Annotated in this window: 24 protein-coding genes and 1 pseudogene; 19 read left to right on the top strand and 6 right to left on the bottom strand. The window is 37.3% G+C overall.

The window, feature by feature from the left end; translation table 11 throughout:
• The first annotated feature begins 51 nt into the window (after positions 1–51).
• The 3 genes and pseudogenes from N8L39_RS02935 to N8L39_RS09540 form a co-directional block, all read left to right on the top strand.
• Positions 52–861, top strand: coding sequence for an endonuclease/exonuclease/phosphatase family protein (locus N8L39_RS02935; RefSeq protein ID WP_261009730.1), 810 nt, complete (start codon positions 52–54; stop codon positions 859–861).
• 146 nt (positions 862–1007) lie between these two features.
• Entirely contained in the window at positions 1008–2351 is a 1344-nt protein-coding gene (locus N8L39_RS02930) for a DEAD/DEAH box helicase (RefSeq protein WP_261009731.1), read from the top strand.
• A gap of 69 nt (positions 2352–2420) precedes the next feature.
• Positions 2421–2561, top strand: a pseudogene (locus tag N8L39_RS09540) (hypothetical protein); the annotation flags it as partial.
• Between the two features lie 47 nt (positions 2562–2608).
• On the opposite strand, the gene N8L39_RS02920 reads toward N8L39_RS09540, so the two are convergent.
• Positions 2609–3007 (bottom strand): hypothetical protein, encoded by a 399-nt coding sequence (locus N8L39_RS02920; protein ID WP_261009732.1) that lies wholly within the window; start codon positions 3005–3007, stop codon positions 2609–2611.
• Between the two features lie 200 nt (positions 3008–3207).
• Between N8L39_RS02920 and N8L39_RS02915 the strand changes: the two genes are divergently transcribed.
• The 13 genes from N8L39_RS02915 to N8L39_RS02855 all read left to right on the top strand — a co-directional run bounded on the left by N8L39_RS02915 (position 3208) and on the right by N8L39_RS02855 (position 16272).
• The gene (locus N8L39_RS02915) at positions 3208–3540 is read left to right on the top strand and encodes a LytTR family DNA-binding domain-containing protein (RefSeq protein WP_000656276.1); all 333 of its coding nucleotides are present in this window, start codon (positions 3208–3210) and stop codon (positions 3538–3540) included.
• Between the two features lie 10 nt (positions 3541–3550).
• On the top strand, positions 3551–4291 hold the full coding sequence (locus N8L39_RS02910) for a response regulator transcription factor (protein ID WP_261009733.1): 741 nt from the start codon (positions 3551–3553) through the stop codon (positions 4289–4291).
• Positions 4292–4301: 10 nt separating this feature from the next.
• On the top strand, positions 4302–5627 hold the full coding sequence (locus N8L39_RS02905) for a GHKL domain-containing protein (RefSeq protein WP_261009734.1): 1326 nt from the start codon (positions 4302–4304) through the stop codon (positions 5625–5627).
• 361 nt (positions 5628–5988) lie between these two features.
• Positions 5989–6135: a Blp family class II bacteriocin gene (locus N8L39_RS02900; protein ID WP_033687185.1), complete on the top strand. Its 147-nt coding sequence runs from the start codon at positions 5989–5991 to the stop codon at positions 6133–6135.
• A gap of 78 nt (positions 6136–6213) precedes the next feature.
• Positions 6214–6606 (top strand): hypothetical protein, encoded by a 393-nt coding sequence (locus N8L39_RS02895; RefSeq protein ID WP_227325630.1) that lies wholly within the window; start codon positions 6214–6216, stop codon positions 6604–6606.
• A gap of 745 nt (positions 6607–7351) precedes the next feature.
• Positions 7352–7522: a bacteriocin secretion protein gene (locus N8L39_RS02890; RefSeq protein ID WP_261009735.1), complete on the top strand. Its 171-nt coding sequence runs from the start codon at positions 7352–7354 to the stop codon at positions 7520–7522.
• 353 nt (positions 7523–7875) lie between these two features.
• Positions 7876–8175 carry a bacteriocin immunity family protein gene (locus tag N8L39_RS02885; protein ID WP_045607191.1) on the top strand — a complete coding sequence of 100 codons (300 nt, stop codon included), beginning with the start codon at positions 7876–7878 and terminating at the stop codon, positions 8173–8175.
• Between the two features lie 641 nt (positions 8176–8816).
• Positions 8817–10007, top strand: a complete 1191-nt coding sequence (metK, locus tag N8L39_RS02880; protein WP_261009736.1) for a methionine adenosyltransferase — start codon at positions 8817–8819, stop codon at positions 10005–10007.
• Between the two features lie 88 nt (positions 10008–10095).
• Positions 10096–11487, top strand: coding sequence for a peptidoglycan-N-acetylglucosamine deacetylase PgdA (gene pgdA / locus N8L39_RS02875; RefSeq protein WP_261009737.1), 1392 nt, complete (start codon positions 10096–10098; stop codon positions 11485–11487).
• 76 nt (positions 11488–11563) lie between these two features.
• Positions 11564–12406, top strand: a complete 843-nt coding sequence (locus tag N8L39_RS02870; RefSeq protein WP_261009738.1) for an aldo/keto reductase — start codon at positions 11564–11566, stop codon at positions 12404–12406.
• Positions 12407–12805: 399 nt separating this feature from the next.
• Positions 12806–13723 (top strand): glycine--tRNA ligase subunit alpha, encoded by a 918-nt coding sequence (glyQ, locus tag N8L39_RS02865; RefSeq protein WP_000038733.1) that lies wholly within the window; start codon positions 12806–12808, stop codon positions 13721–13723.
• Between the two features lie 211 nt (positions 13724–13934).
• Positions 13935–15971 carry a glycine--tRNA ligase subunit beta gene (gene glyS / locus N8L39_RS02860; RefSeq protein WP_261009739.1) on the top strand — a complete coding sequence of 679 codons (2037 nt, stop codon included), beginning with the start codon at positions 13935–13937 and terminating at the stop codon, positions 15969–15971.
• A gap of 43 nt (positions 15972–16014) precedes the next feature.
• Positions 16015–16272: a DUF896 family protein gene (locus N8L39_RS02855; protein WP_049492208.1), complete on the top strand. Its 258-nt coding sequence runs from the start codon at positions 16015–16017 to the stop codon at positions 16270–16272.
• A 115-nt stretch (positions 16273–16387) separates the two neighbouring features.
• Here N8L39_RS02855 and N8L39_RS02850 read toward each other — a convergent pair whose 3' ends face one another.
• Genes N8L39_RS02850 through N8L39_RS02840 form a run of 3 tightly spaced genes read right to left on the bottom strand, consistent with a single transcriptional unit; the run spans position 16388 to position 19233 of the window.
• Positions 16388–17626 (bottom strand): NAD(P)H-dependent oxidoreductase, encoded by a 1239-nt coding sequence (locus N8L39_RS02850; RefSeq protein ID WP_261009740.1) that lies wholly within the window; start codon positions 17624–17626, stop codon positions 16388–16390.
• 18 nt (positions 17627–17644) lie between these two features.
• Positions 17645–18250 (bottom strand): NADPH-dependent FMN reductase, encoded by a 606-nt coding sequence (locus tag N8L39_RS02845; protein WP_000915951.1) that lies wholly within the window; start codon positions 18248–18250, stop codon positions 17645–17647.
• 59 nt (positions 18251–18309) lie between these two features.
• Positions 18310–19233 (bottom strand): FAD:protein FMN transferase, encoded by a 924-nt coding sequence (locus tag N8L39_RS02840; RefSeq protein WP_261009741.1) that lies wholly within the window; start codon positions 19231–19233, stop codon positions 18310–18312.
• A 308-nt stretch (positions 19234–19541) separates the two neighbouring features.
• On the opposite strand from N8L39_RS02840, the gene nox reads away from it, so the two are divergent.
• The 3 genes from nox (at position 19542) to pdxT (ending at position 22530) form a co-directional block, all read left to right on the top strand.
• On the top strand, positions 19542–20921 hold the full coding sequence (gene nox / locus N8L39_RS02835; RefSeq protein ID WP_000036778.1) for a H2O-forming NADH oxidase: 1380 nt from the start codon (positions 19542–19544) through the stop codon (positions 20919–20921).
• 151 nt (positions 20922–21072) lie between these two features.
• A complete protein-coding gene (pdxS, locus tag N8L39_RS02830; protein ID WP_000138517.1) occupies positions 21073–21948 on the top strand; it encodes a pyridoxal 5'-phosphate synthase lyase subunit PdxS in 876 nt (291 codons plus the stop codon).
• Positions 21949–22530 carry a pyridoxal 5'-phosphate synthase glutaminase subunit PdxT gene (gene pdxT, locus N8L39_RS02825; protein ID WP_261009742.1) on the top strand — a complete coding sequence of 194 codons (582 nt, stop codon included), beginning with the start codon at positions 21949–21951 and terminating at the stop codon, positions 22528–22530. It abuts the gene before it with no gap.
• 20 nt (positions 22531–22550) lie between these two features.
• On the opposite strand, the gene trhA is transcribed toward pdxT, so the two are convergent.
• Positions 22551–23198: a PAQR family membrane homeostasis protein TrhA gene (gene trhA / locus N8L39_RS02820; protein WP_001097978.1), complete on the bottom strand. Its 648-nt coding sequence runs from the start codon at positions 23196–23198 to the stop codon at positions 22551–22553.
• Complete coding sequence (locus N8L39_RS02815; protein WP_261009743.1) at positions 23195–23641, bottom strand: DUF1836 domain-containing protein; 447 nt, start codon at positions 23639–23641, stop codon at positions 23195–23197. Before N8L39_RS02815 ends, trhA begins: the two co-directional genes overlap by 4 nt.
• Positions 23642–23770 lie beyond the last annotated feature (129 nt).

Raw genomic sequence — 23770 nt, 5'->3', positions numbered from 1 at the left:
TATACTTGAGGTTGGAAGCTGTTTTCCAACCTCTTGTTTTGGGAGAAAAGCATGAAATTTTTAACACTCAATACTCATAGCTGGATGGAAAAAGAAGCTGAGGAAAAATTCCAGCTCTTGCTTGAGGATATTCTTGATAAAGACTATGATTTGATTTGTTTCCAAGAAATCAATCAGGAGATCACTTCACCAGAGGTCGAGGTTAATAACCTTTATCAAGCTTTGCCAGCAGCTGAGCCTATTCACCAAGATCACTATGTTAGACTTTTGGTTGAAAAGTTGTCAGAGCAAGGAAAAAATTACTATTGGACTTGGGCCTATAACCATATTGGTTATGACCGCTATCATGAAGGTGTGGCTATCTTGTCTAAAACACCTATTGAAGCAAGAGAAATTTTGGTTTCAGATGTGGATGATCCAACAGACTATCATACTCGCCGTGTCGCCTTGGCTGAAACTGTAGTCGATGGCAAGGATCTTGCAGTAGCCAGTGTCCATCTTTCTTGGTGGGATAAAGGTTTCCAAGAAGAATGGGCACGATTTGAAGCTGTCTTGAAAGAACTAAACAAGCCACTTCTGCTAGCTGGAGATTTCAACAACCCAGCTGGTCAGGAAGGTTACCAAGCTATTTTATCTAGTCCATTAGGCTTACAAGACGCATTTGAAGTTGCTCAAGAGAAAAGCGGTAGCTATACTGTTCCACCAGAAATTGATGGCTGGAAGGGGAACACAGAACCCCTTCGAATCGACTATGTTTTTACTACCAAAGAGTTAGAGGTGGAAAAATTACATGTCGTATTTGATGGTAACAAGAGTCCACAAGTTAGTGATCACTATGGCTTGAATGCTATTTTAAACTAGAAATAATAACTGAAAAGAGGTTGGAATCACGAAGTTCTAGCCTTTTTCTGACTAGAAAAGCTACTGGAAATAGCCTAAATAAGTGAGACTACTGAAATGGAATAAAATGTGGTATAATTGATAAGATAGATAGAATCGAGGATATTATGTCATTTACGAAATTTCAATTTAAAAAATATATTAGTGAAGCCTTGGAGGAGTTGAAATTTACAACTCCAACAGAGGTGCAAGACAAGTTGATTCCTATTGTTTTGGCAGGTCGTGACCTAGTCGGTGAATCAAAAACAGGTTCAGGTAAGACTCATACTTTCTTGTTGCCGATTTTCCAGCAATTAGATGAAACTAGTGATAGTGTACAGGCAGTGATTACTGCACCGAGCCGTGAGTTGGCTACTCAGATTTACCAAGCAGCTCGTCAGATTGCTAATCACTCAGAAGTCGAAGTTCGTGTGGTTAATTACGTGGGTGGTACTGATAAGGTTCGCCAGATTGACAAATTGGCAAGTAACCAGCCTCATATTGTTATCGGAACGCCTGGCCGTATTTATGACTTAGTTAAGTCTGGTGATCTAGCTATTCACAAGGCTAAGACCTTTGTGGTCGATGAGGCAGATATGACCTTGGATATGGGATTCTTAGAAACTGTTGATAAGATTGCTGGAAGCCTTCCAAAAGACCTGCAATTCATGGTCTTCTCAGCGACTATTCCACAAAAACTGCAACCATTCTTGAAAAAATACTTATCAAATCCTGTTATGGAGAAAATCAAGACCAAAACGGTCATTTCTGATACCATTGATAATTGGTTGATTTCGACCAAGGGCCGAGATAAGAATGCTCAAATTTACCAGTTAACTCAGTTGATGCAACCGTATTTGGCAATGATTTTTGTTAACACTAAAACGCGTGCTGATGAATTGCATTCATATCTGACTGCTCAAGGCTTGAAGGTGGCAAAAATCCATGGGGATATTGCACCTCGTGAGCGCAAACGTATCATGAACCAGGTTAAAAATCTGGATTTTGAGTATATTGTCGCAACAGATTTGGCAGCGCGTGGAATTGATATTGAAGGTGTCAGCCATGTTATCAATGATGCCATTCCGCAAGATTTGTCCTTCTTTGTTCACCGTGTTGGTCGTACTGGGCGTAATGGCCTACCAGGTACAGCTATTACCCTTTACCAGCCAAGTGATGACTCGGATATCCGTGAGTTGGAGAAATTGGGAATCAAGTTTACTCCTAAGATGGTCAAAGACGGGGAATTTCAAGATACTTATGACCGTGATCGTCGTGCCAACCGTGAGAAAAAACAAGATAAACTTGATATCGAAATGATTGGTTTGGTTAAAAAGAAAAAGAAAAAAGTCAAACCAGGTTATAAGAAGAAAATTCAATGGGCGGTTGATGAAAAGCGCCGCAAAACAAAGCGCGCTGAAAATCGTGCTCGCGGTCGTGCAGAGCGTAAAGCAAAACGCCAAACATTTTAATAGAAATTGTTGGAGTACTGAGCTCCAACTTTTTTATTATGTGACTGAAAGTCACATAATAAACTAACTCATATCAATAAAATAATAGAGGTTCCAATCAATCTCAATAACTCAGAAAAAAGAAGACTGACAAAATATGACTACTTTAAGATGACACTAAAATTTGCTATCAAACTCGAGCATGTGGAGGAAGAAATCAAAATTCTATGATGTAACGGAATATAAAGTTATAAGACTTGGAACTTTATTTCAGAGATTTAATTACTCTTATCCTGCTTAAATTCATAGAGCTCTTCCAAGTAAAAATGAATTTTTTCTTTAATATATTTTAATGATTTATTTTTAGTTATGTCTATAACACCAAACACGCTATAGTGGTTTCGATAAAGCTCATCATAATCAATCTGACTGCCTATGATGATAACTTCTGATTTTTTTGAATGAAATTGGATAGATTTTAAATAGAGTTTCATTTTTTTAGATGTTAGAGACTCTGATTTTATGATAAAATAAGTAGAAGATTTATATTTGTAGTTAATCTTATGTCCTTGTAAAATTTTTGTATTTTTGAATGTTTTTTTAAAGAAATAATATTTTAAATACAGAGATAAAATATAGCCAAATAAAGAATAGTGTAAAATTTGAATTGCCTTCATAGCTTTCCTTTCATTAGATATTAGTTTATCAAATAAAGAAAGATTAATATTATTGAGATACTAAAAAGTCTCTATTTTATCATGAAATGTCTAAATTAAGAAAATTTTTACCATTTGAGATAGTATAGAAACCATTTGAGATTTTTATAATTTAATTTCCATAATTCTGATAAGATTAAACTTATAGAAGGAGGCTAAATATGAAAGACTATATTTTATATCAAGATAGAGCTATAGTAAAGGTACCACTCTCTAAAATTTATTATGTTACAACTCACCCAACAAAAGCTCATGCTGTTCTTTTTGTAACAGCCGAAGGGAATTTTGAAGCTTCAACCTCACTAGCTAAAATCGAAGAGGAAAGTACAGAAGAACTTATTAGATGCCATAGAAAGTTTCTTGTAAATAAAGATAAAATAGCAGGATTTAATCATGAGACAAGAACAATTATGTTTTTGGATGATAGAGTATCAGACATCGCTTGTTCTAGAAGACACTTTACAATATTAAAAAATCAGTGGAAAAATATATAGGAGTGAAGTAGTGAATATTTTTATACTAGAAGATAATTTTTTACAACAGACTAGAATTGAAAATATTGTCAAAAAAATTTTGGTGGATAATAAGATTGAGTATAGGCATTTTGAGGTTTATGGAAAACCTCAACAGCTTTTAGAGGACATTTCAGAGAGAGGAAATCATCAATTATTTTTACTTGATATCGAAATAAAAGATGAAGAAAAAAGAGGGTTAGACGTTGCAAGGGAGATTAGAAAACTTGATTCCCAAGCTACGATTGCTTTTGTAACAACACATTCTGAGTTTATGCCTGTATCTTTTGAATATTTAGTATCAGCTATTGATTTCATTGATAAAGAATTACCTGAACCAAAATTTATAAAACGTCTTGAAAATGTTATTTTAAATGTTAGTAACAATCAAGGAAGAACAGTATCTGAGGACTCTTTTATATTTACAGGATCAAAAGCTCAAATTCAAGTCCCTTTTAAAGATTTATTGTATATTGAGACATCGTCAATCGCCCATAAGTTGACACTCTATTCCAAACGAGACATAGTTGAATTTTATGGACAATTATCCGAAATCATAGAACAGGAACCACGCTTATTTCAATGTCATAGATCGTTTATCGTAAATCCTTATAATATTTCTTCAATTGATAAAGAAAATCGGGTAGTTCATTTTCAGAACGGATCCTCTTGTATTGTCTCTAGATTAAAAATTCGTCCACTTATGAAAGCTATCGAAAGACTTCATGACTAAGGAGATTTAGATGATATTTTTTCTAAATATTATAGGTGTTTTTCTATTGTTATGTATCCATAATAAGGTTGTAGGTGAGAGATTAAATCTGAAAAAAGTCGGAATATCCATTATTCTGTTCCATCTTTTATCATTACTATTTATTGTTTTATTTAAATCAACTGGATTTTACTTTCTTGGGTCATTATTGATTTATCCTACCTTTTTTATCCTATATACTTTGTCTATTGGTAAATTAAGAAGTAAGGTTTCTTTATTACTTTTTTACTCATTATTTCCACTTGGATTTTGGGATGTCATCAGAAATTTTTTAGGTTACTTTATAATTTCTAAGATTCCAATATTGTATAGACTATATGAAACTAATCTAGGAACAATGATTTTCTCTTTATTAGCTGAAATTATTGTGTTTTTTCTTATTAGTCTCTTTCGATATAATTTTAGTCATTTAAAAATAAAGAACTTGGATAGAAAGACAAAATTTATTTTAATTACTGCGGATATTTTAATGCTAGCCTATTTTATCTTACCATCTTATATAAACTATAGTGATAAAGTAAGTTGGGATAGAATGTTGGATTATAAAGAATTATGGACAGCAGTTTACTTTTTATTGTTTATTTGTTTTGTTAATCTCTTGGATAGAAGATTACTTCAAGAACTACAGGAGAAAGTCGTTCTACAAAAAGAAATTCAATTGCAAAATCTTAGTAATTATAGTCAACAAGTTGAGGGGCTGTATCAAGAAATTAGAAGCTTTAGACATGATTATGCTAATATTTTATCGAGCTTAAAAATAGGTATAGATCAAAAAGATATTAATCTGGTTTCTCAAGTTTATGATAGTGTTTTGAAAAATTCTGGTGAAAAATTAAAAGGCAAGCGTTTTGATGTAGCACATCTAAGAAATATCAATGATTTGGCGCTAAAGAGTTTACTATTATCTAAGTTATCGGAGGCCCAAAACTTGTCTGTTCCAGTTTCCCTGGAGATTGGTGAACAGTTCTCTATAAAAAATATGGAACAAATAGACTTCTTAACAATTACTTCTATCTTGTTAGATAATGCTATAGAGTCCGCAGCAGAAGGAGGAATAGCAGTTTGTTTCCTTGAAGATACAGAATGGAATAAATTAGTCATGATTGTAAAAAATTCTACTTTAGAAAGAGAGATAGAATTGAGAGATATATTCAAGCGTGACAATTCTTCAAAAGGAGAAGGTCGGGGTATAGGCTTGGCCAATGTTCGGAGAATTTTAAAATCTTATCCAAATGTATGTTTGAAAACCACAAGTAAAAATTATATCTTTACACAGATCTTGGAAATAGAACTTTAAAAGAGTCGCCATTCTTAGGATATTCTATAGAATATTTTAAGGGGGACTCTTTTGTTATGACTTTATATACATTATTTTTTAGCTAGTTCCTGTAAATGAGTTAGGAAATAGTCATAACAATAAAACTGGGCAAAAAAGCTAGAGTGACGACTTTACAATATCTAGCAGCGATTTGTGGAATAAATTTTAAAATGGTTTATTTTTAATCTTGAAAGGTTACAAATCATGAAAAAATACGTTTCGTGATGAAAAAAGTACATTTGAAGACTTTGCGGTAAAAATCGATTTTGTTCTGCTATACTGAACTTGTCAAGGTTATAATCCGACAAAAATAATAAAAATTAATATGGAGGTATTCCCCATGGAAACAAAGACAACGATTCAATTTGATGTTTTGGATACCCAAATGTTGGCTAGTATTGAGGGAGGAACAGCTAGTGCAGGGGAAGTTTGCACATTAGCAGGAGCAATGATTGGTAGTTTGGTTGCACCAAGAGCTGGAACTTAGGCTGGAGGTGTTTTATGAGCACAATATTGCACAGCTATATGGGCTATCGCTAGATTTTTATAGAAAAGGGGTTAGTTGATGGAAAGTGGTGAATTTAGGCTAATTTTAGCTCTTTTTATATCTTTTTTTATAATAGGTGCGATTGGAATAGTTCTAAATGTTCCAATAAGCGAAGTTTTAGTTCTTTCTGTAGGTAGTGTGTTTTTTGAGTTGCTGATTCACTTATTAACGCATAATAAGAAGAGAGGAAACATTAGTTTTGAACTATGCTTTAATCGATACAAACAATTTATTAAAAAGATTTTAGCACCTACATTTTTTCTGTTACTATTATCAATTATTTTTGTCGTTATAGATGGTTATAAGTCGTCATCTGTATTATTTTATACTCATATATTTGTAGTATTATTCACAGTAGGATACATTATTTCCTCGAATAATATCGAATTACATATTTCAAAAAAAGAATGAGTTAGCGTTTTACTTATAGTATATAATAATAAATTATTTTGAGACATAGTAGTAAAGTGATTGAGCTATAGATATGATGAGGATGGAAATATGGAGATTGTTATAATGAACATAGTTAATTATCTCTTGCTAAAGATTGAATGGATAGTAAGTAATATCTTTATAAAAATGAGCATACTTTGGATGCTTATTTGGTTTCTATACTATTTAAAGAGTGATTTAGCAATGTATTTCTTGTTTTTTGGAAATGGCTTTTTATTATTGCTATTAATTTTTCGATTTGCACTGTATCAAATTAAACTAGTAATGCAGAATGATATTAACTAATTATGTCTAAATCATATTTTGGGTAATCAGATTATAATCATTCTGGACTTTTTCAAGACTTTTTGATAACTCCGATAATGTGTCTATTTAAATTTGAAGATAAGTGGAGTTAGCAACATGTATATAGTTTGTGGTAAAAATCGATTTTGTTCTGCTATACTGAACTTGTCAAGGTTATAATCTGACAAAAGATTTCTATTATATACGAGATATTCATCATGGATACAAAAACAATGGAATAAGTTAATGTGCTTAAAGTTGATGCTCTTTCTATTGTTGTGTTGAAGGAGGTAAAAATGATTTGGGTTGTATTTCAGGTATGGCAGGGATGACTGAAATAGGCTTTTTCTACGCTGGAGCTGCGATTATATGTGGTGCTTCAGCTATGCGAATTTGCTAAAAAGAGAGAGGATGTACAATGAATAGTTCAATGAATCAGTTTTCAATTCTAAAAAACAGTGATTTACAAGAGTACTCTGGTGGATTAAATCCTATTTGTGGAGTATTAGTTGGTATGTCAATTTATATAGGTCTAACTGCATTTACTGGTCCTGTTGGTATTGCATTGCGATTTCAACAGGTGGGCTAGCGGCAGATAGTTTTTGTAGATAATGAGAAAAGTAATTAGTATATTTTACATTATTTCTCTAGGAGTCTTGTCTTTACTAAAGTCACAAGATATTGTTGATATCATAGCCACTCTACTATTGATTTGTATAGGTTTAAAAGGAATGAACCAAAAGGGAACTTTATAAGGTTTTGTTGACGATACTTTTTCGCGTCATTACATGTTTGGACAATGTTTCATCTGTTAATTTCCAAATTGAGAATGGAGATATTGTAACTAAGTGTGATTTTGAGTCAACTAAAGATGTCATGGTTAATGGTTGGATATCTTCATTGGGTAGGAGCTATTGTCTTTCAGGTTATAGAGGATAATTTATGGATAAGAGAACAGAAGAAATTCTTAATAAGGTTTACAATTTGATTTTAGATACAGAGATTCATAAAAATGAACGAGATATTTTATTACGTTATAAAACTCTATTAGAGAATACAAAAAATGAACAGAGAGTTGTCATGGAGTTGGCAGAAGCTCTTCGTCAGCAGGCTGTTAGTGGGATTCATAGTCAGAAATCATTGAGCCCAAAGGTTGCGACATTTTATAAAGAAATTGCCACATATGGAGAATTGAGTAAAAATATAGCTCAAGGATTAATTTCTTTTGGTATAACGAGATAATGAAAAATGAGCAGAAAAAACTTACCGAGTTTGTAACAAGATAAAAAAATAATATAAATGTAAGGAAGTATTCGTGATGCATACAATGGTGAAACGATATGATGTAATGCATGAAGCAATGCTATCAAGAATTGAAGGTGAACTCTCATGCTTTGAGAAGGTATTGTTTCTTTAAGAGGATATGGTGGAGCTATTATAGGCTTTTGGATAGGAACTGAATTTTTTTTCTACGAAATAGAAAGTTGAGGTACAAATGAAGCAGCGTTTAATAATTGCAATTAGTTTTATAATGACTGGGATAGTCATTAACATTTTATTCGAATCAAATACTATTATTCATAAATTTATTGCTATATTAGGTCTGAGTATGTATTATAGAGGTGTTTCTAGAGAGTATAAAAAATATTAAAAGCAATTCAGATTTTGATTTAATTCTGTATATAACAGGATTAAGTCCTTTTTGTTTTATGAGAACGAACTATCTAAACAGAAACACTACATTAAAGACTGTAAATTGCGTTAAAAAATGGTATAATGATAAAGTTATATAGTCCCGATAAGATGGTAGGTATTCAGCACTAAGAAATTTCCTATCAGTACTTTGTAACTCTATAACACTATTTTTAAGGGGGGACATTTTTATGTCAGAACGTAAATTATTCACGTCTGAATCTGTATCTGAGGGGCATCCAGATAAGATTGCAGACCAAATTTCAGATGCGATTTTGGATGCTATTTTAGCCAAGGATCCAGAGGCGCACGTTGCTGCTGAGACAGCTGTCTATACTGGTTCAGTCCACGTTTTTGGTGAAATTTCTACAAATGCCTATGTGGATATTAATCGTGTGGTTCGTGACACCATTGCAGAGATTGGTTACACCAATACAGAGTATGGTTTTTCTGCTGAGACGGTGGGAGTTCATCCGTCACTTGTTGAGCAGTCACCAGATATCGCTCAAGGGGTTAACGAAGCCTTGGAGGTTCGTGGAAATGCTGATCAAGATCCACTGGATTTGATTGGTGCTGGAGACCAAGGTCTCATGTTTGGATTTGCAGTGGATGAAACAGAAGAGCTTATGCCTTTGCCAATTTCACTAAGCCACAAGTTGGTTCGTCGTTTAGCAGAACTTCGTAAGTCTGGGGAAATTAGCTATCTCCGTCCCGATGCTAAATCACAAGTTACAGTTGAGTACGATGAAAATGACCGTCCAGTACGTGTGGATACAGTCGTTATTTCTACTCAGCATGATCCAGAGGCCACTAATGAACAAATCCATCAAGATGTGATTAACAAGGTTATCAAGGAAGTGATTCCATCTTCTTACTTGGATGAGCAAACAAAATTCTTCATCAATCCAACTGGTCGCTTTGTAATCGGTGGACCTCAAGGGGACTCAGGTCTGACTGGTCGTAAGATTATCGTGGATACCTATGGTGGCTACTCTCGTCACGGTGGTGGTGCTTTCTCTGGTAAGGATGCGACTAAGGTGGACCGTTCTGCGTCATATGCGGCTCGCTATATTGCCAAGAATATCGTTGCAGCGGGTTTGGCTAAGAAGGCAGAAGTACAGTTGGCCTACGCTATCGGTGTTGCGCAGCCTGTTTCTGTTCGTATCGATACTTTCGGTACAGGAACAGTAGCTGAAAGCAAGCTTGAAAAAGCGGCTCGTCAAATCTTTGACCTTCGCCCTGCAGGAATTATACAAATGTTGGATCTCAAACGTCCAATTTACCGTCAAACAGCGGCTTATGGACATATGGGACGTACAGATATTGACCTTCCATGGGAGCGTCTCGATAAAGTAGATGCTTTGAAAGAAGCAGTAAAATAAGATTCTAAGAGGGGATTCCCCTCTTTTTTAATATACTATTTCCTCCAAAATCATTGAAATTATAGCTTGAATTTGATATGATGGTTCTATGGATAAAAGTAGAGCAAAGCGTGAGAATCACGATAAGAGAAGAATGAGTTTAATAGCCTTAGTAGCTATCTTTTCAGTAAGCATTTGTGTTCTTGGATCGATGATTGGATATAAAATATATACAAAGCAAAGTTTTGAGCAAAAGATTGAAACGCTCAAAAAAGAGAAAGATGATCAATTGAGTGAGGGAAATCGGAAGGATCATTTTCGTAAGGGACAAGCTGAAGTAATTGCCTATTATCCTCTTCAAGGCGAGCAAGTGATTTCGTCTGTAAAAGAAATCATGACACAGGATATTAAAGACAATCTAGAAGACAAGGAAAATCTGGTTTTTTATTATACGGAGAAACAGGATTCGACTTTAAAAGGGATTGTCAACCGAAGTGTGATGAAACAAGTTTATGATTTAACTTCGTCAAAAGTTGAAGAGACTGAAAAAACTAGTCTAGCGAAAGTGCATTTGACAGAAGATGGTAAACCTTTTACACTTGATCAATTATTTTCAGATGCTAGTAAGGCTAAAGAGAAGCTGTTAAAAGAACTGACTTCTTTCTTACAGGATAAGAAATTAGAACAAGAAAAGATTGATCAGGTTGTTAAAGGATTCTCTGCCCAAGACTTATCTGCATGGAATTTTGATTATAAGGATAGTCAGATTATCCTTTATCCAAGTCAGGCAGTTGAAAATCTAGATGAGATTGCCTTGCCAGTATCTAGTTTCTTTGAAGTTATTCAGTCCTCTTACTTATTAGATAAGGATGCAGAACTATATAAGGCTTATTATGAAAAGAAAAATCGTAAAGTAGTAGCCTTGACTTTTGATGATGGACCAAATCCTGCAACGACAAATCAAGCATTAGATACTCTTTCTAAGTATGGTATCAAGGCGACTTTCTTTGTTTTAGGTAAGAATGTTTCTGGTAATGAAGAGATTTTAAAACGTATGAAAGCAGATGGCCATGTGATTGGAAACCATAGTTGGAGCCATCCAGTGCTGTCAAAACTTTCGCTTGATGACGCTAAAAAACAAATAACTGATACTGAGGATGCGCTAACTAAAGTCCTGGGCTCTAGTTCTAAACTTATGCGTCCGCCTTATGGAGCCATTACAGACGACATTCGTAATAGCCTCGATTTGAGTTTTATTATGTGGGATGTGGATAGTCTGGACTGGAAGAGTAAAAATGAAGCAGCTATTTTGACAGAAATTCAGCGTGAAGTCAAGAATGGTTCTATTATTCTTATGCATGATATCCATGCTGAGACAGTAAATGCTCTGCCGAAGGTTATTGACTATTTGAAAGGGCAAGGTTATGACTTTGTAACCGTACCAGATTTGTTAGACTCTCGCCTCAAAGCCCACCAGCTTTACTACGGCCGTGATCAATAATTCAAAAAATCTATAGAGATAAGTTTTCTATGAGAATTTGTTTCTTTGGATTTTCTTCACATAGAAAGGAAAAATAATGAAATCTTATACTTTAAATAATGGCGTTACAATACCAGTTCTGGGTTTTGGAACCTGGAAAGCTGAAAATGGGGAGATTGCCTACCAAGCTGTCCTAGAGGCTTTAAAGGCAGGATATCGCCATATCGATACGGCAGCTATCTATAAAAATGAAGAAAGCGTTGGTCGTGCTATTCAAGATAGTGGCGTTCCGCGTGAGGAAATTTTTGTTACCAGTAAACTCTGGAATACAAATCACACCTATGAGCAAGCTTGTCAGGCTTTTGAAGAGTCTTTAGAGAAGCTGGGTTTGGAATATTTGGATTTGTATTTGATTCATTGGCCAAATCCAAAACCTCTTAGGGAAAATGACCAATGGAAAGTCCGAAATTCAGAAGTCTGGAGAGCGATGGAGGACCTTTATCAAGAAGGCAAAATTCGCGCTATCGGGGTTAGTAATTTTCTTCCCCATCATTTGGATGCTTTGCTTGAAACATCAAGAATCGTCCCAGCTGTCAATCAGGTACGCTTGTCGCCAGGTGTGTATCAAGAGGAAGTCGTAGATTACTGTCGGGAAAAAGGAATTTTATTGGAAGCTTGGGGACCTTTTGGTCAGGGAGAACTGTTTGATAGCAAAGAAGTGCAAGAAATAGCTGAAAATCACGGAAAGTCTGTTGCTCAGATAGCCTTGGCCTGGAGCTTAGCAGAAGGATTTTTACCGCTTCCAAAATCTGTCACAGCGTCTCGTATTCAGGCTAATCTTGATTGCTTTGGAATTGAATTGAGTCATGAGGAGAGAGAAACTTTAAAAACAATTGCTGTTCAGTCTGGTGCTCCACGAGTTGATGATATGGATTTCTAGAAAATCATAAAAAGAATTGTACATTGTTCCAATTTTTGATATAATAGTCAGCAGGAAAGAAAGTCTTATGGCGTTCTTCAAGCGAGCTTGGGATAGTGGGAGCCAAGTAGGGCAAAATAAAGAACTGGCGCTTTCTGTAGTATTTTCAAAAACAATGAAGTAATAAATTAGGGTGGAACCGCGTTTCTGACGCCCCTAGTCGCAAGGCTTGGGTGTTGAAATTCGGTTCTTTTTGATTTTGAACCTGAGTCTTCTTTCAAGAAAATCAGTCTTTGATTTTCTATCTAGTCCTACTGCTTTAGGTCTGTTTAAGCTAGACGCAGTACTAACTCATCTTGCCTCGTATGATCGACGAGGCAGACTCGTGTCGCAAGTAATTTATATAAAAAGGAGTAAACAATGTCTAAGAAATTAACATTTCAAGAAATTATTTTGACTTTGCAACAATTTTGGAATGACCAAGGTTGTATGCTTATGCAGGCTTATGATAATGAAAAAGGTGCGGGGACAATGAGCCCTTACACTTTCCTTCGTGCTATCGGACCTGAGCCATGGAATGCAGCTTATGTAGAGCCATCACGTCGTCCTGCTGACGGTCGTTACGGAGAAAATCCTAACCGTCTCTACCAACACCACCAATTCCAAGTGGTTATGAAGCCTTCTCCATCAAATATCCAGGAACTTTACCTTGAGTCTTTGGAAAAATTGGGAATCAATCCTTTGGAACACGATATTCGTTTCGTTGAGGACAACTGGGAAAACCCATCAACTGGTTCAGCTGGTCTTGGTTGGGAAGTTTGGCTTGATGGGATGGAAATCACTCAGTTCACTTATTTCCAACAAGTCGGTGGATTGGCAACTGGCCCTGTGACTGCGGAAGTTACCTATGGTTTGGAGCGCTTGGCTTCTTATATTCAGGAAGTGGATTCTGTCTATGATATCGAATGGGCTGATGGTGTAAAATACGGAGAAATCTTTATCCAGCCTGAGTATGAGCACTCAAAATATTCGTTTGAAATTTCTGACCAAGAAATGTTGCTGGAAAACTTTGATAAGTTTGAAAAAGAAGCTGGTCGTGCTTTGGAAGAAGGATTGGTGCACCCTGCCTATGACTATGTTCTCAAATGTTCACATACCTTTAACCTACTTGATGCGCGTGGTGCAGTATCTGTAACAGAGCGCGCAGGCTATATCGCTCGTATCCGTAACTTGGCCCGCGTCGTAGCTAAAACCTTTGTCGCAGAACGCAAACGCCTAGGCTACCCACTTTTGGATGAAGCAACACGAGCTAAACTCTTAGCAGAAGACGCAGAATAAAGAGAGTGACAAATTACGAAAATGGGTGAACAGAGTGAGCCCTGGGCCAGTTGCCGCAGTGATGAAGGTATCCTTAGTGAAACTAAGGATACTAGGCAAAATTGGAGACTTTTGACTCCAATTTTAGCAATGAAACAACGAAGTTGGTTGCTTGCGTGCCAATCACATAAGGCAAACTGGAAAATAAAAAGATACTTTTCGGAGAAAAAACATGACAAAAAACTTATTAGTAGAACTCGGTCTTGAAGAATTACCAGCCTATGTTGTCACACCAAGTGAAAAACAACTAGGCGAAAAAATGGCAGCCTTCCTAAAGGAAAATCGCTTGTCTTTTGAAGCTATTCAAACCTTCTCAACTCCCCGTCGTTTGGCTGTTCGTGTGACTGGTCTTGCAGATAAACAGTCTGATTTGACAGAAGATTTCAAGGGGCCAGCAAAGAAAATTGCCTTGGATAGTGATGGAAACTTCACTAAAGCAGCTCAAGGATTTGTCCGAGGAAAAGGCTTGACTGTTGAAGATATCGAATTTCGTGAAATTAAGGGTGAAGAATATGTCTATGTCACTAAGGAAGAAGTGGGTCAACCAGTTGAAGCCATTGTTCCTGGTGTTGTAGATGTCTTGAAGTCCTTGACTTTCCCTGTCAGCATGCACTGGGCTGGAAATAGCTTTGAATACATTCGTCCTGTTCACACTTTGACTGTTCTTTTAGATGAAGAAGAGTTTGACTTGGATTTTCTTGATATTAAGGGTGATCGTGTGAGCCGTGGTCATCGTTTCTTGGGACAAGAAACTAAGATTCAGTCAGCATTGAGCTACGAAGAAGACCTTCGTAAGCAGTTTGTAATTGCAGATCCACGTGAACGTGAGCAAATGATTGTTGACCAAATCAAAGCAATCGAAACTGAGTATGGTGTACGTATCGAAATTGATGCTGATTTGCTTAATGAAGTCTTGAACTTGGTTGAATACCCAACTGCCTTTATGGGAAGTTTTGATGCCAAATACCTTGAAGTTCCAGAAGAAGTTTTGGTGACTTCAATGAAAGAACACCAACGTTACTTTGTTGTTCGTGATCAAGACGGTAAACTCTTGCCAAACTTCATTTCTGTTCGTAACGGAAACGCAGAGTATTTGGAAAATGTCATTAAAGGAAATGAAAAAGTCTTAGTAGCTCGCTTAGAAGACGGTGAATTCTTCTGGCGTGAAGATCAAAAATTGGTCATTTCAGATCTTGTTGAAAAATTAAACAATGTGACTTTCCATGAGAAAATTGGTTCCCTTCGTGAACACATGATTCGTACGGGTCAAATCGCTGTACTTTTGGCAGAAAAAGCTGGTTTGTCAGTGGATGAAACAGTTGACCTAGCCCGTGCAGCAGCCATTTACAAGTTTGACTTGTTGACAGGTATGGTTGGCGAATTTGACGAGCTCCAAGGAATTATGGGTGAAAAATATGCCCTTCTTGCTGGGGAAACTCCAGCGGTAGCAGCTGCTATTCGTGAACACTACATGCCTACATCAGCCGAAGGAGAACTTCCAGAGAGCAAGGTTGGAGCCATTCTAGCCATTGCAGACAAATTGGATACGATTTTGAGTTTCTTCTCAGTAGGATTGATTCCATCAGGTTCTAATGACCCTTATGCCCTTCGTCGTGCGACGCAAGGTGTGGTTCGTATCTTGGATGCCTTTGGTTGGCACATTGCTATGGACGAGCTGATAGATAGCCTTTATGCATTGAAATTTGACAGCTTGACTTATGAAAATAAGGCAGAGGTTATGGACTTTATCAAGGCTCGTGTTGATAAGATGATGGGTTCTACTCCTAAAGATATCAAGGAAGCCGTTCTTGCAGGATCAAACTTTGTTGTGGCGGATATGTTGGAAGTGGCAAGTGCTCTCGTAGAAGCAAGCAAGGAAGAAGACTTCAAACCATCTGTTGAATCACTTTCTCGTGCCTTTAACTTGGCTGAGAAGGCAGAAGGAGTTGCTACAGTTGATCCAGCTCTCTTTGAGAATGAAGAAGAGAAAATCTTGGCAGAAGCAGTAGAATCACTCGTTTTGTCAGGGGCTGCCAGTCAGCAATTGAAACAGCTCTTTGCGCTTAGTCCAGTTATTGATGCCTTCTTTGAAAATACTATGGTTATGGCCGAAGATCAGGCTGTCCGTCAAAATCGTTTGGCAATCTTGTCTCATTTAACTCAAAAAGCAGCTAAACTTGCACGTTTTAACCAAATCAATACCAAATAAAAATCTGTTAAACGGATTAAATCTTATCATAAAGGAGAGAAATATGGATCCTAAAAAAATTGATCGTATTAACGAGCTTGCCAAAAAGAAAAAAACAGAAGGCTTAACCCCAGAAGAAAAAGTAGAACAAGCCAAACTACGTGAAGAGTATATTGAAGGATATCGTCGTTCTGTTCGCCATCACATTGAAGGAATTAAAATTGTGGATGAAGAAGGAAACGATGTTACACCAGAAAAACTACGTCAGGTACAACGTGAAAAAGGTTTACATGGCCGTAGTCTCGATGATCCAAATTCATAATAAGTATTCTTTCTTTTAACAAAGAAAGGTGAAATAATAATCAAAAGACTAGCAGACGCAAACTGCTAGTCTTTTGTCACTTAAAAAGGAACCATAACGGTTCCTAAAGCTATTATTAGTTACTTGCGCCAGATGTAGCGTCTGCGCCACCACCGTGACCCCCAGCATCACCTGCATCAGAAGCTCCAGATGTGGCATCTGCACTGCCATGTCCTCCAGCAGGAGCTGTAGCATTTCCACCAACTAGACGTTGACCAGTTGTATTGAGGTACCAATCAAGCCATGGTTGGAAATTAAAGATAATTTCATTAATTCCAGCATATGAACCATCTGGATAGTACATTGCTTGGTAATTATGGGTATTAATAACGCCTTCTGGTGTTCCTGGTACAATTGTACGGACATATTCTTGATCCCCGTTACGCAATACGCCGACAACCCATTCAACGTTTTTCATTCTAGAATCTGGCAATGTACCGTGTACTGTTCCTAATCTATTTCCTGATTGAGCACGGACACGTTTACCAAACATTGTATCTGGGTCTTGGTGTGCGTTATTAAAGTACAAAAATTGATTATTATCATCTGCAAATGTTAATTCAAATGGCATTGCTTTCAAGAACATGTCAAGTTGGTTAACTGTCAAGATACCGTGGTCTAATTTAACGTAAGTATCTCCAGAAACAGCTCCAACAAGTTCAGCAGCTTTTTCTACCCATTCAGGATCATCTGGATCAACACCTTGGATGGTAGTTGCAATTGAATTTGTACAATATAAATCTTCTGGCTCAATTGGTTTTGGTTTTTTCAATTTTGAAACGACTCCCACATATTTTACAAAGTTGTCCAAGCATGTTTCAAGGAAATTAACAGTTCCTTCATTTGTGATATTTCCATTAACATCAAAAGCTTCTTTAGCTTTACCAAGAAGGAATTCATTTCCTGGAAGTGTGTAGGCATTGACACCTGGAGCGTCAAGAATCTTGCGAAGGTGAACTTGGGCACGAGAAGTACCTTGGTCGTAGTAAGAAGCTCCCACAATCATGACTGGTTTGTTTTCAAATGGATGAACTTCGTATGAAAGCCATTCAAGAACAGATTTAAGAGAAGCTGAGATTGTGTGGTTGTGCTCAGGAGTAGCAATGATGACACCATCAGCACGAGTAATTCGGTTATACAAGAGACGTAATTGGAAACTTTCATCCCATTTTTCGTCTTGATTAAACATTGGAACTTCGTCAATTTCGAGAACTTCTAATTCAAATTTGAGTTTGAAGTGACGACGGATGAATTCCAAGAGTTTACGGTTATATGATTGATCGTAGTTTGATCCTACAAGTCCAACAAATTTCATTCTTTTTGGTCTCCTATCTTACAAATTTTCCCAGTCAAAGTCTTCAGCATCTTTGCGAAGTAGGGCTTGTGCGTTGCGCAATTTTTCAGTAATTTTTACAAAGATACGGAAGTCGTCAAAAGTGGCATCCAATTTTTTAATAACATCAAGATCCACTAGGTCTCCACTTGGGTTGAAGGCTTGAAGAGAATGTGAAAGCAAGAATTCATCTGGAAGGACACTTGCTTTAATTTCTGGAGCATTCAAGATTTGGCGAAGTTGTAATTGGGCACGTGATGAACCAAGCGTACCGTAAGAAGCACCAGTAATCATGATTGGTTTGTTCAAAAGTGGATAGATACCATAAGACAACCAAGCAAGAGCGCTCATCAAAACAGCTGGGATAGAGTGGTCATACTCAGGAGTACCGATAATAACGCCATCTGCCTCTTCAATTTTAGCAGCAATTTCTAAAATTTCAGCAGGTACTTGCTTGTCAGCTGGTTTATTGAAGACAGGAATGTCTTTAATTTCAACAAGTTCAATTTCAGCTTTTTCAGCAAAGTGTTTTTGCATGTATTGAAGCAATTGGCGGTTTGTAGAACGTTTTGAATTTGTTCCAACAATAGCAATAAGTTTTAACATGAGATTTCCTTTCTCTTTTTACATAATACGATTTTAAAACTCCATTGAAACATCTATTTCTATAGAGTAGGAATTCCTGAAGAACAGCTTAGGTGACCTTCCTTATCGATGAGGATAGCTTCGATGCCCTCCAAACTTTCGACTTGCCAGAGGATAGAAGCAGGTCTTTCTCCAAAGAGTCGAGTTGTCCAGATTTCTCCATCAACAGATTTATCAGAGATGATAGTTAGACTTGCTAGTTCCGTTTCAACAGGATATCCTGTTTGACTGTCAAAAATATGATGGTAATCTTTTTCATCGACAGTCAGGTGACGTTCATAAATGCCTGAAGTGACGACAGATTTATTGACAACGGGAATGGTCATTAAGTGATTTCCCCTCGGATTGGCTGGGTCTTGAATCCCGATTTGCCAAGGCTGATTTCCTCTTGCCTGATTTTTTCCAATAGTCAGGATATTCCCTCCCAGATTGATCAAGGCAGATGTCACTCCCTCTTCTCTAAGAAATTGGGCAACTTTATCCGCACTATAACCCTTGGCTAAACAACCAAGATCGATCTTCATTCCTTTTTGTTTTAAAAACACAGTGGAAGTGGAAGAATCTAACTCGATATAATGAGGATTGATTAAAGGTAGCACCGATTCAATTTCTTGAGGTTGGGCAACTTTGGCGTCTGAAAAACCGATACGCCAGGTTTGAATTAAGGGACCAATGCTGATATTGAGATGGCTAGAGGGCGCTAGGCTATGCTCTAACCCAAGTGAAATCAGTTCAAACAAATCAGGATGAACTTTGACTGGAGCTATTCCAGCTTGATAATTGATTTCCATCAACTCCGATTCTCGGCTATTTGCATTGAAACGATATTCTAACTCTTTGAGCAAATCAAAGGATTTTTGGAGCAAGATATCGGCTTGCTCATCCACTAATGAAATAGTGATAGTAGTCCCCATTAGCCGTTCAGAATGTGAACTAAGAGGCAAGCTACCAACTCCTTTCTCTTATGAAAAGAAGGCTGAAATATAGTAAATTTATATTAAATTTAACCCCTTACATTTTCTTTCCATGATACTAGCATACCATAAAGTCAGCGTTTTCACAAATAAAATTTGTAAACTTGTCAAGAAATATGCTCAGAAAATAAAGAGTAATTGTAAGAAAGACTGATAAAATACAGATTATTTACATTTTTTTACAAAAAAATCGGGAAAATTAGCTAAACTCTTGTAAACGCTAACAGTAAATGTTATACTAGAAGGGTAAATTTAAAATTGAAGGTAGGAATTTTTCTATGAGTAAAATCGTTGTAGTTGGTGCTAACCACGCTGGTACAGCATGTATTAATACTATGTTGGATAATTTTGGAAATGAGAACGAAATCGTTGTATTTGACCAGAACTCTAACATCTCTTTCCTAGGATGTGGAATGGCTCTTTGGATTGGTGAACAAATTGACGGTGCTGAAGGCTTGTTTTATTCTGATAAAGAAAAATTGGAAGCTAAAGGTGCTAAGGTATACATGAATTCACCAGTTCTTTCAATCGACTATGATAACAAAGTAGTTACAGCAGAAGTTGAAGGGAAAGAGCACAAAGAATCATACGAGAAATTGATTTTCGCTACAGGTTCTACACCAATCTTGCCACCAATCGAAGGTGTTGAAATTGTTAAAGGAAACCGTGAATTTAAAGCAACTCTTGAAAATGTACAATTCGTTAAATTGTACCAAAACGCTGAAGAAGTGATTCACAAATTGTCTGATAAGAGTCAACACCTTGACCGTATCGCCGTTGTTGGTGGTGGTTATATCGGTGTTGAACTTGCTGAAGCCTTTGAACGTCTTGGAAAAGAAGTTGTCCTTGTTGATATCGTTGATACTGTCTTGAACGGTTACTATGACAAAGACTTCACACAAATGATGGCGAAGAACTTGGAAGACCACAACATCCGCTTGGCGCTTGGTCAAACTGTTAAAGCAATTGAAGGTGACGGTAAAGTTGAACGCTTGATTACTGATAAAGAAACTTTCGATGTGGATATGGTTATCCTTGCAGTTGGTTTCCGTCCAAACACAGCACTTGCTGATGGTAAGATTGAACTCTTCCGTAACGGTGCCTTCCTTGTAGATAAGAAACAAGAAACATCTATCCCAGGCGTTTACGCAGTAGGTGACTGTGCGACTGTTTATGACAACGCTCGTAAAGACACAAGCTACATCGCACTTGCTTCAAACGCAGTTCGTACTGGTATTGTTGGTGCTTACAATGCTTGTGGACATGAATTAGAAGGAATCGGTGTTCAAGGTTCAAACGGTATCTCTATCTACGGTCTTCACATGGTTTCAACTGGTTTGACTCTTGAAAAAGCTAAAGCTGCTGGTTACAATGCAACTGAAACAGGCTTTAACGATCTTCAAAAACCAGAATTCATGAAACATGATAACCATGAAGTAGCCATCAAGATTGTCTTTGACAAAGATAGCCGTGAAATTCTTGGTGCACAAATGGTTTCACGCGATTCTGCAATCAGCATGGGAATCCACATGTTCTCACTTGCTATCCAAGAACATGTGACAATTGATAAATTGGCATTAACAGACCTATTCTTCTTGCCACACTTCAACAAACCATACAACTACATCACAATGGCTGCACTTACAGCTGAAAAATAAAATTTGATGAGCTATCTGGCCTTAAGTTAAGGTCAGATAGTTTTTTAACTATTCTGTACCCATACAATTACGTTTTTTTTATCTTGTACTTCATTTTAATCTAACTTAAAATGAAATGGTAGCTACCAATACAAATGATGAGGATAAAGAAATGACTGAAAATCGTTATGAACTAAATAAAAACTTGGCACAGATGCTTAAGGGTGGGGTTATCATGGACGTTCAGAATCCTGAACAGGCCCGTATTGCAGAAGCTGCTGGTGCGGCAGCTGTAATGGCCTTGGAGCGGATTCCGGCTGATATTCGTGCAGCTGGTGGGGTTTCCCGTATGAGTGATCCAAAGATGATTAAGGAAATCCAAGAAGCGGTTAGCATTCCAGTAATGGCCAAGGTCAGAATCGGGCACTTTGTTGAAGCTCAGATTTTAGAGGCTATTGAAATTGACTATATCGATGAGAGTGAAGTTTTATCTCCAGCTGACGACCGTTTCCATGTGGACAAGAAAGAATTCCAAGTTCCTTTTGTCTGTGGGGCGAAGGACTTGGGTGAAGCCTTGCGTCGTATCGCTGAAGGTGCTTCTATGATTCGTACAAAAGGAGAACCGGGTACGGGGGATATCGTCCAGGCTGTTCGTCATATGCGCATGATGAATCAGGAAATTCGTCGTATTCAAAACTTACGTGAGGACGAACTTTATGTTGCTGCTAAGGACTTGCAAGTCCCAGTAGAATTGGTTCAATACGTCCATGAACATGGAAAATTGCCTGTTGTAAACTTCGCGGCTGGAGGTGTTGCAACGCCAGCAGATGCTGCGCTGATGATGCAATTAGGGGCAGAGGGTGTCTTTGTCGGTTCAGGTATTTTTAAGTCAGGAGATCCTGTTAAACGAGCGAGTGCCATTGTCAAAGCGGTAACTAATTTCCGAAATCCTCAAATTCTAGCTCAAATCTCTGAAGATTTAGGAGAAGCCATGGTTGGTATCAATGAAAATGAAATTCAAATTCTCATGGCTGAGCGAGGAAAATAGATGAAAATCGGAATATTGGCCTTGCAAGGGGCCTTTGCAGAACATGCAAAAGTGCTAGATAGATTAGGTGTCGAGAGTGTTGAAATCAGAAATTTAGAGGATTTTCAGCAAAATCAGAGTGACTTGTTGGGTTTGATCTTACCTGGTGGGGAATCTACAACCATGGGCAAGCTCTTACGTGAGCAGGACATGCTGATTCCCATTCGAGAAGCAATTCTATCTGGCTTACCGGTGTTTGGGACCTGTGCGGGTTTAATTTTGCTGGCTAAGGAAATTACTTCTCAGGAAGAGAGTCATCTAGGAACTATGGATATGGTAGTCGAGCGCAATGCCTATGGGCGCCAACTAGGAAGTTTCTACACGGAAGCAGAATGTAAGGGAGTCGGTCAGATTCCAATGACCTTTATCCGTGGTCCAATTATCAGCAGTGTTGGAGAAGATGTAGAAATTCTAGCAAGAGTTGAAGATCAAATCGTTGCCGCCCAAGAAAAAAATATGTTGGTAACCTCTTTTCATCCAGAATTGACTGATGATGTGCGCTTGCACCAGCATTTTATCGAAATGTGTAAAGAAAAAAGTTGAGATTGAATTTCTCAACTTTTTTACATGTAATAAACAATGGCTATGTATTGGAGGGCAGATGCTGCTAGGATAAAGAGATGCCAAATCATGTGGAAATAAGGTTTTTTCTTGGCGTAAAATCCAGCTCCAACTGTATAACAGAGTCCGCCAGTTACCATGAGACTCCAGAAAATTGGCGTCGTTTGACTGATAATGGCAGGAATGATAGCTAGAACCAACCAGCCCATAATCAGGTAAAGGGCAAGGCTAAATTTCTCATTGACTTTTTTAGCAAAGATTTTATAGAGAATACCAAAGATGGTCGTTCCCCACTGGATGGCAATAATCAGATAGCCAAACCAGTTATTCATCAAAGTCAGTACGACAGGTGTATAAGAGCCAGCAATGGCAACATAAATCATAGAATGGTCAATAATTCTCAAGACATATTTGTGGGTTGAACCATAGGCCATAGAGTGATAAATGGTGGATGATAGAAACATGAGAAAGAGACTAATAACGAAAATGGAAACGCCGATAGAGGATAAAAATCCGTGTGCCTCATAACTATAGGTGGATGAAATAGGCAGTAAGATGAGCATGATGATTGCACCCACAGCATGGGTCACACTATTAGCAATCTCCTCTCCAAAACTGAGTTGTTTGCTGAGTTTAAGACTGGTGTTCATTGGATTACCTCCTCTTGAGTATGATGGATTAAGTCTAGAGTTTGATGATAGAGTTTAACGGTTTGGCAGCTGGTTTGGATGATAGGGTTAGCTGGGTCCATTCCTTGGTTCATGTAGTCAACAAAAGCATCGTAGAGTTGCTCTGAACTTGCTTGACTTTGTAGAGTATTAAGTGTCTGGGCTATTTCTTGAATAGAAAAGACAGATTTGAGGGTTGTGATAGCAATCAGACGGGCAATCTGTTGGCGTTGGTATTTTTTCTTGTCAGGCTTTGTCAGGTAACCATGTTTGACATAGTTATTGACCATGGATGCTGTTAGCCCCTTATCTTTATCTGGAGAGACAGGAGCGCAGACCTGATTGACATAGAGCAAAACCTGATCCAGATAGAGGTCAATGTTTGGAATTTCTGCCCATTTTGGGTAGGAAAAGGTAGTTTTCATTTCCAACTCCTTTTTATCTAGTTTTGATAACTAGATTATAAAATAATAAAAACAGAAAGTCAAGTTTTAACTGCTTGTGAAAAGGCTTAAATTATGCTATGATGGGAGAAACTAGTCAGAAATGAGGAG

The organism is Streptococcus mitis (assembly GCF_946190285.1).
Classification (GTDB): Bacteria; Bacillota; Bacilli; order Lactobacillales; family Streptococcaceae; genus Streptococcus; species Streptococcus mitis_CP.
The sequence above is the reverse complement of the archived record's forward strand: the minus strand, read 5'-3'. Positions and strand labels throughout refer to the sequence as shown.

What these genes read in the sequence shown, in the direction of transcription:
- N8L39_RS02935 (WP_261009730.1), top strand. Translation starts at nt 52, where the DNA reads ATGAAATTTTTAACACTCAATACTCATAGCTGGATGGAAAAAGAAGCT.
- N8L39_RS02930 (WP_261009731.1), top strand. Translation starts at nt 1,008, where the DNA reads ATGTCATTTACGAAATTTCAATTTAAAAAATATATTAGTGAAGCCTTG.
- N8L39_RS02920 (WP_261009732.1), bottom strand. Translation starts at nt 3,007, where the DNA reads ATGAAGGCAATTCAAATTTTACACTATTCTTTATTTGGCTATATTTTA.
- N8L39_RS02915 (WP_000656276.1), top strand. Translation starts at nt 3,208, where the DNA reads ATGAAAGACTATATTTTATATCAAGATAGAGCTATAGTAAAGGTACCA.
- N8L39_RS02905 (WP_261009734.1), top strand. Translation starts at nt 4,302, where the DNA reads ATGATATTTTTTCTAAATATTATAGGTGTTTTTCTATTGTTATGTATC.
- N8L39_RS02900 (WP_033687185.1), top strand. Translation starts at nt 5,989, where the DNA reads ATGGAAACAAAGACAACGATTCAATTTGATGTTTTGGATACCCAAATG.
- N8L39_RS02895 (WP_227325630.1), top strand. Translation starts at nt 6,214, where the DNA reads ATGGAAAGTGGTGAATTTAGGCTAATTTTAGCTCTTTTTATATCTTTT.
- N8L39_RS02890 (WP_261009735.1), top strand. Translation starts at nt 7,352, where the DNA reads ATGAATAGTTCAATGAATCAGTTTTCAATTCTAAAAAACAGTGATTTA.
- N8L39_RS02885 (WP_045607191.1), top strand. Translation starts at nt 7,876, where the DNA reads ATGGATAAGAGAACAGAAGAAATTCTTAATAAGGTTTACAATTTGATT.
- metK (WP_261009736.1), top strand. Translation starts at nt 8,817, where the DNA reads ATGTCAGAACGTAAATTATTCACGTCTGAATCTGTATCTGAGGGGCAT.
- pgdA (WP_261009737.1), top strand. Translation starts at nt 10,096, where the DNA reads ATGGATAAAAGTAGAGCAAAGCGTGAGAATCACGATAAGAGAAGAATG.
- N8L39_RS02870 (WP_261009738.1), top strand. Translation starts at nt 11,564, where the DNA reads ATGAAATCTTATACTTTAAATAATGGCGTTACAATACCAGTTCTGGGT.
- glyQ (WP_000038733.1), top strand. Translation starts at nt 12,806, where the DNA reads ATGTCTAAGAAATTAACATTTCAAGAAATTATTTTGACTTTGCAACAA.
- glyS (WP_261009739.1), top strand. Translation starts at nt 13,935, where the DNA reads ATGACAAAAAACTTATTAGTAGAACTCGGTCTTGAAGAATTACCAGCC.
- N8L39_RS02855 (WP_049492208.1), top strand. Translation starts at nt 16,015, where the DNA reads ATGGATCCTAAAAAAATTGATCGTATTAACGAGCTTGCCAAAAAGAAA.
- N8L39_RS02850 (WP_261009740.1), bottom strand. Translation starts at nt 17,626, where the DNA reads ATGAAATTTGTTGGACTTGTAGGATCAAACTACGATCAATCATATAAC.
- N8L39_RS02845 (WP_000915951.1), bottom strand. Translation starts at nt 18,250, where the DNA reads ATGTTAAAACTTATTGCTATTGTTGGAACAAATTCAAAACGTTCTACA.
- nox (WP_000036778.1), top strand. Translation starts at nt 19,542, where the DNA reads ATGAGTAAAATCGTTGTAGTTGGTGCTAACCACGCTGGTACAGCATGT.
- pdxS (WP_000138517.1), top strand. Translation starts at nt 21,073, where the DNA reads ATGACTGAAAATCGTTATGAACTAAATAAAAACTTGGCACAGATGCTT.
- pdxT (WP_261009742.1), top strand. Translation starts at nt 21,949, where the DNA reads ATGAAAATCGGAATATTGGCCTTGCAAGGGGCCTTTGCAGAACATGCA.
- trhA (WP_001097978.1), bottom strand. Translation starts at nt 23,198, where the DNA reads ATGAACACCAGTCTTAAACTCAGCAAACAACTCAGTTTTGGAGAGGAG.
- N8L39_RS02815 (WP_261009743.1), bottom strand. Translation starts at nt 23,641, where the DNA reads ATGAAAACTACCTTTTCCTACCCAAAATGGGCAGAAATTCCAAACATT.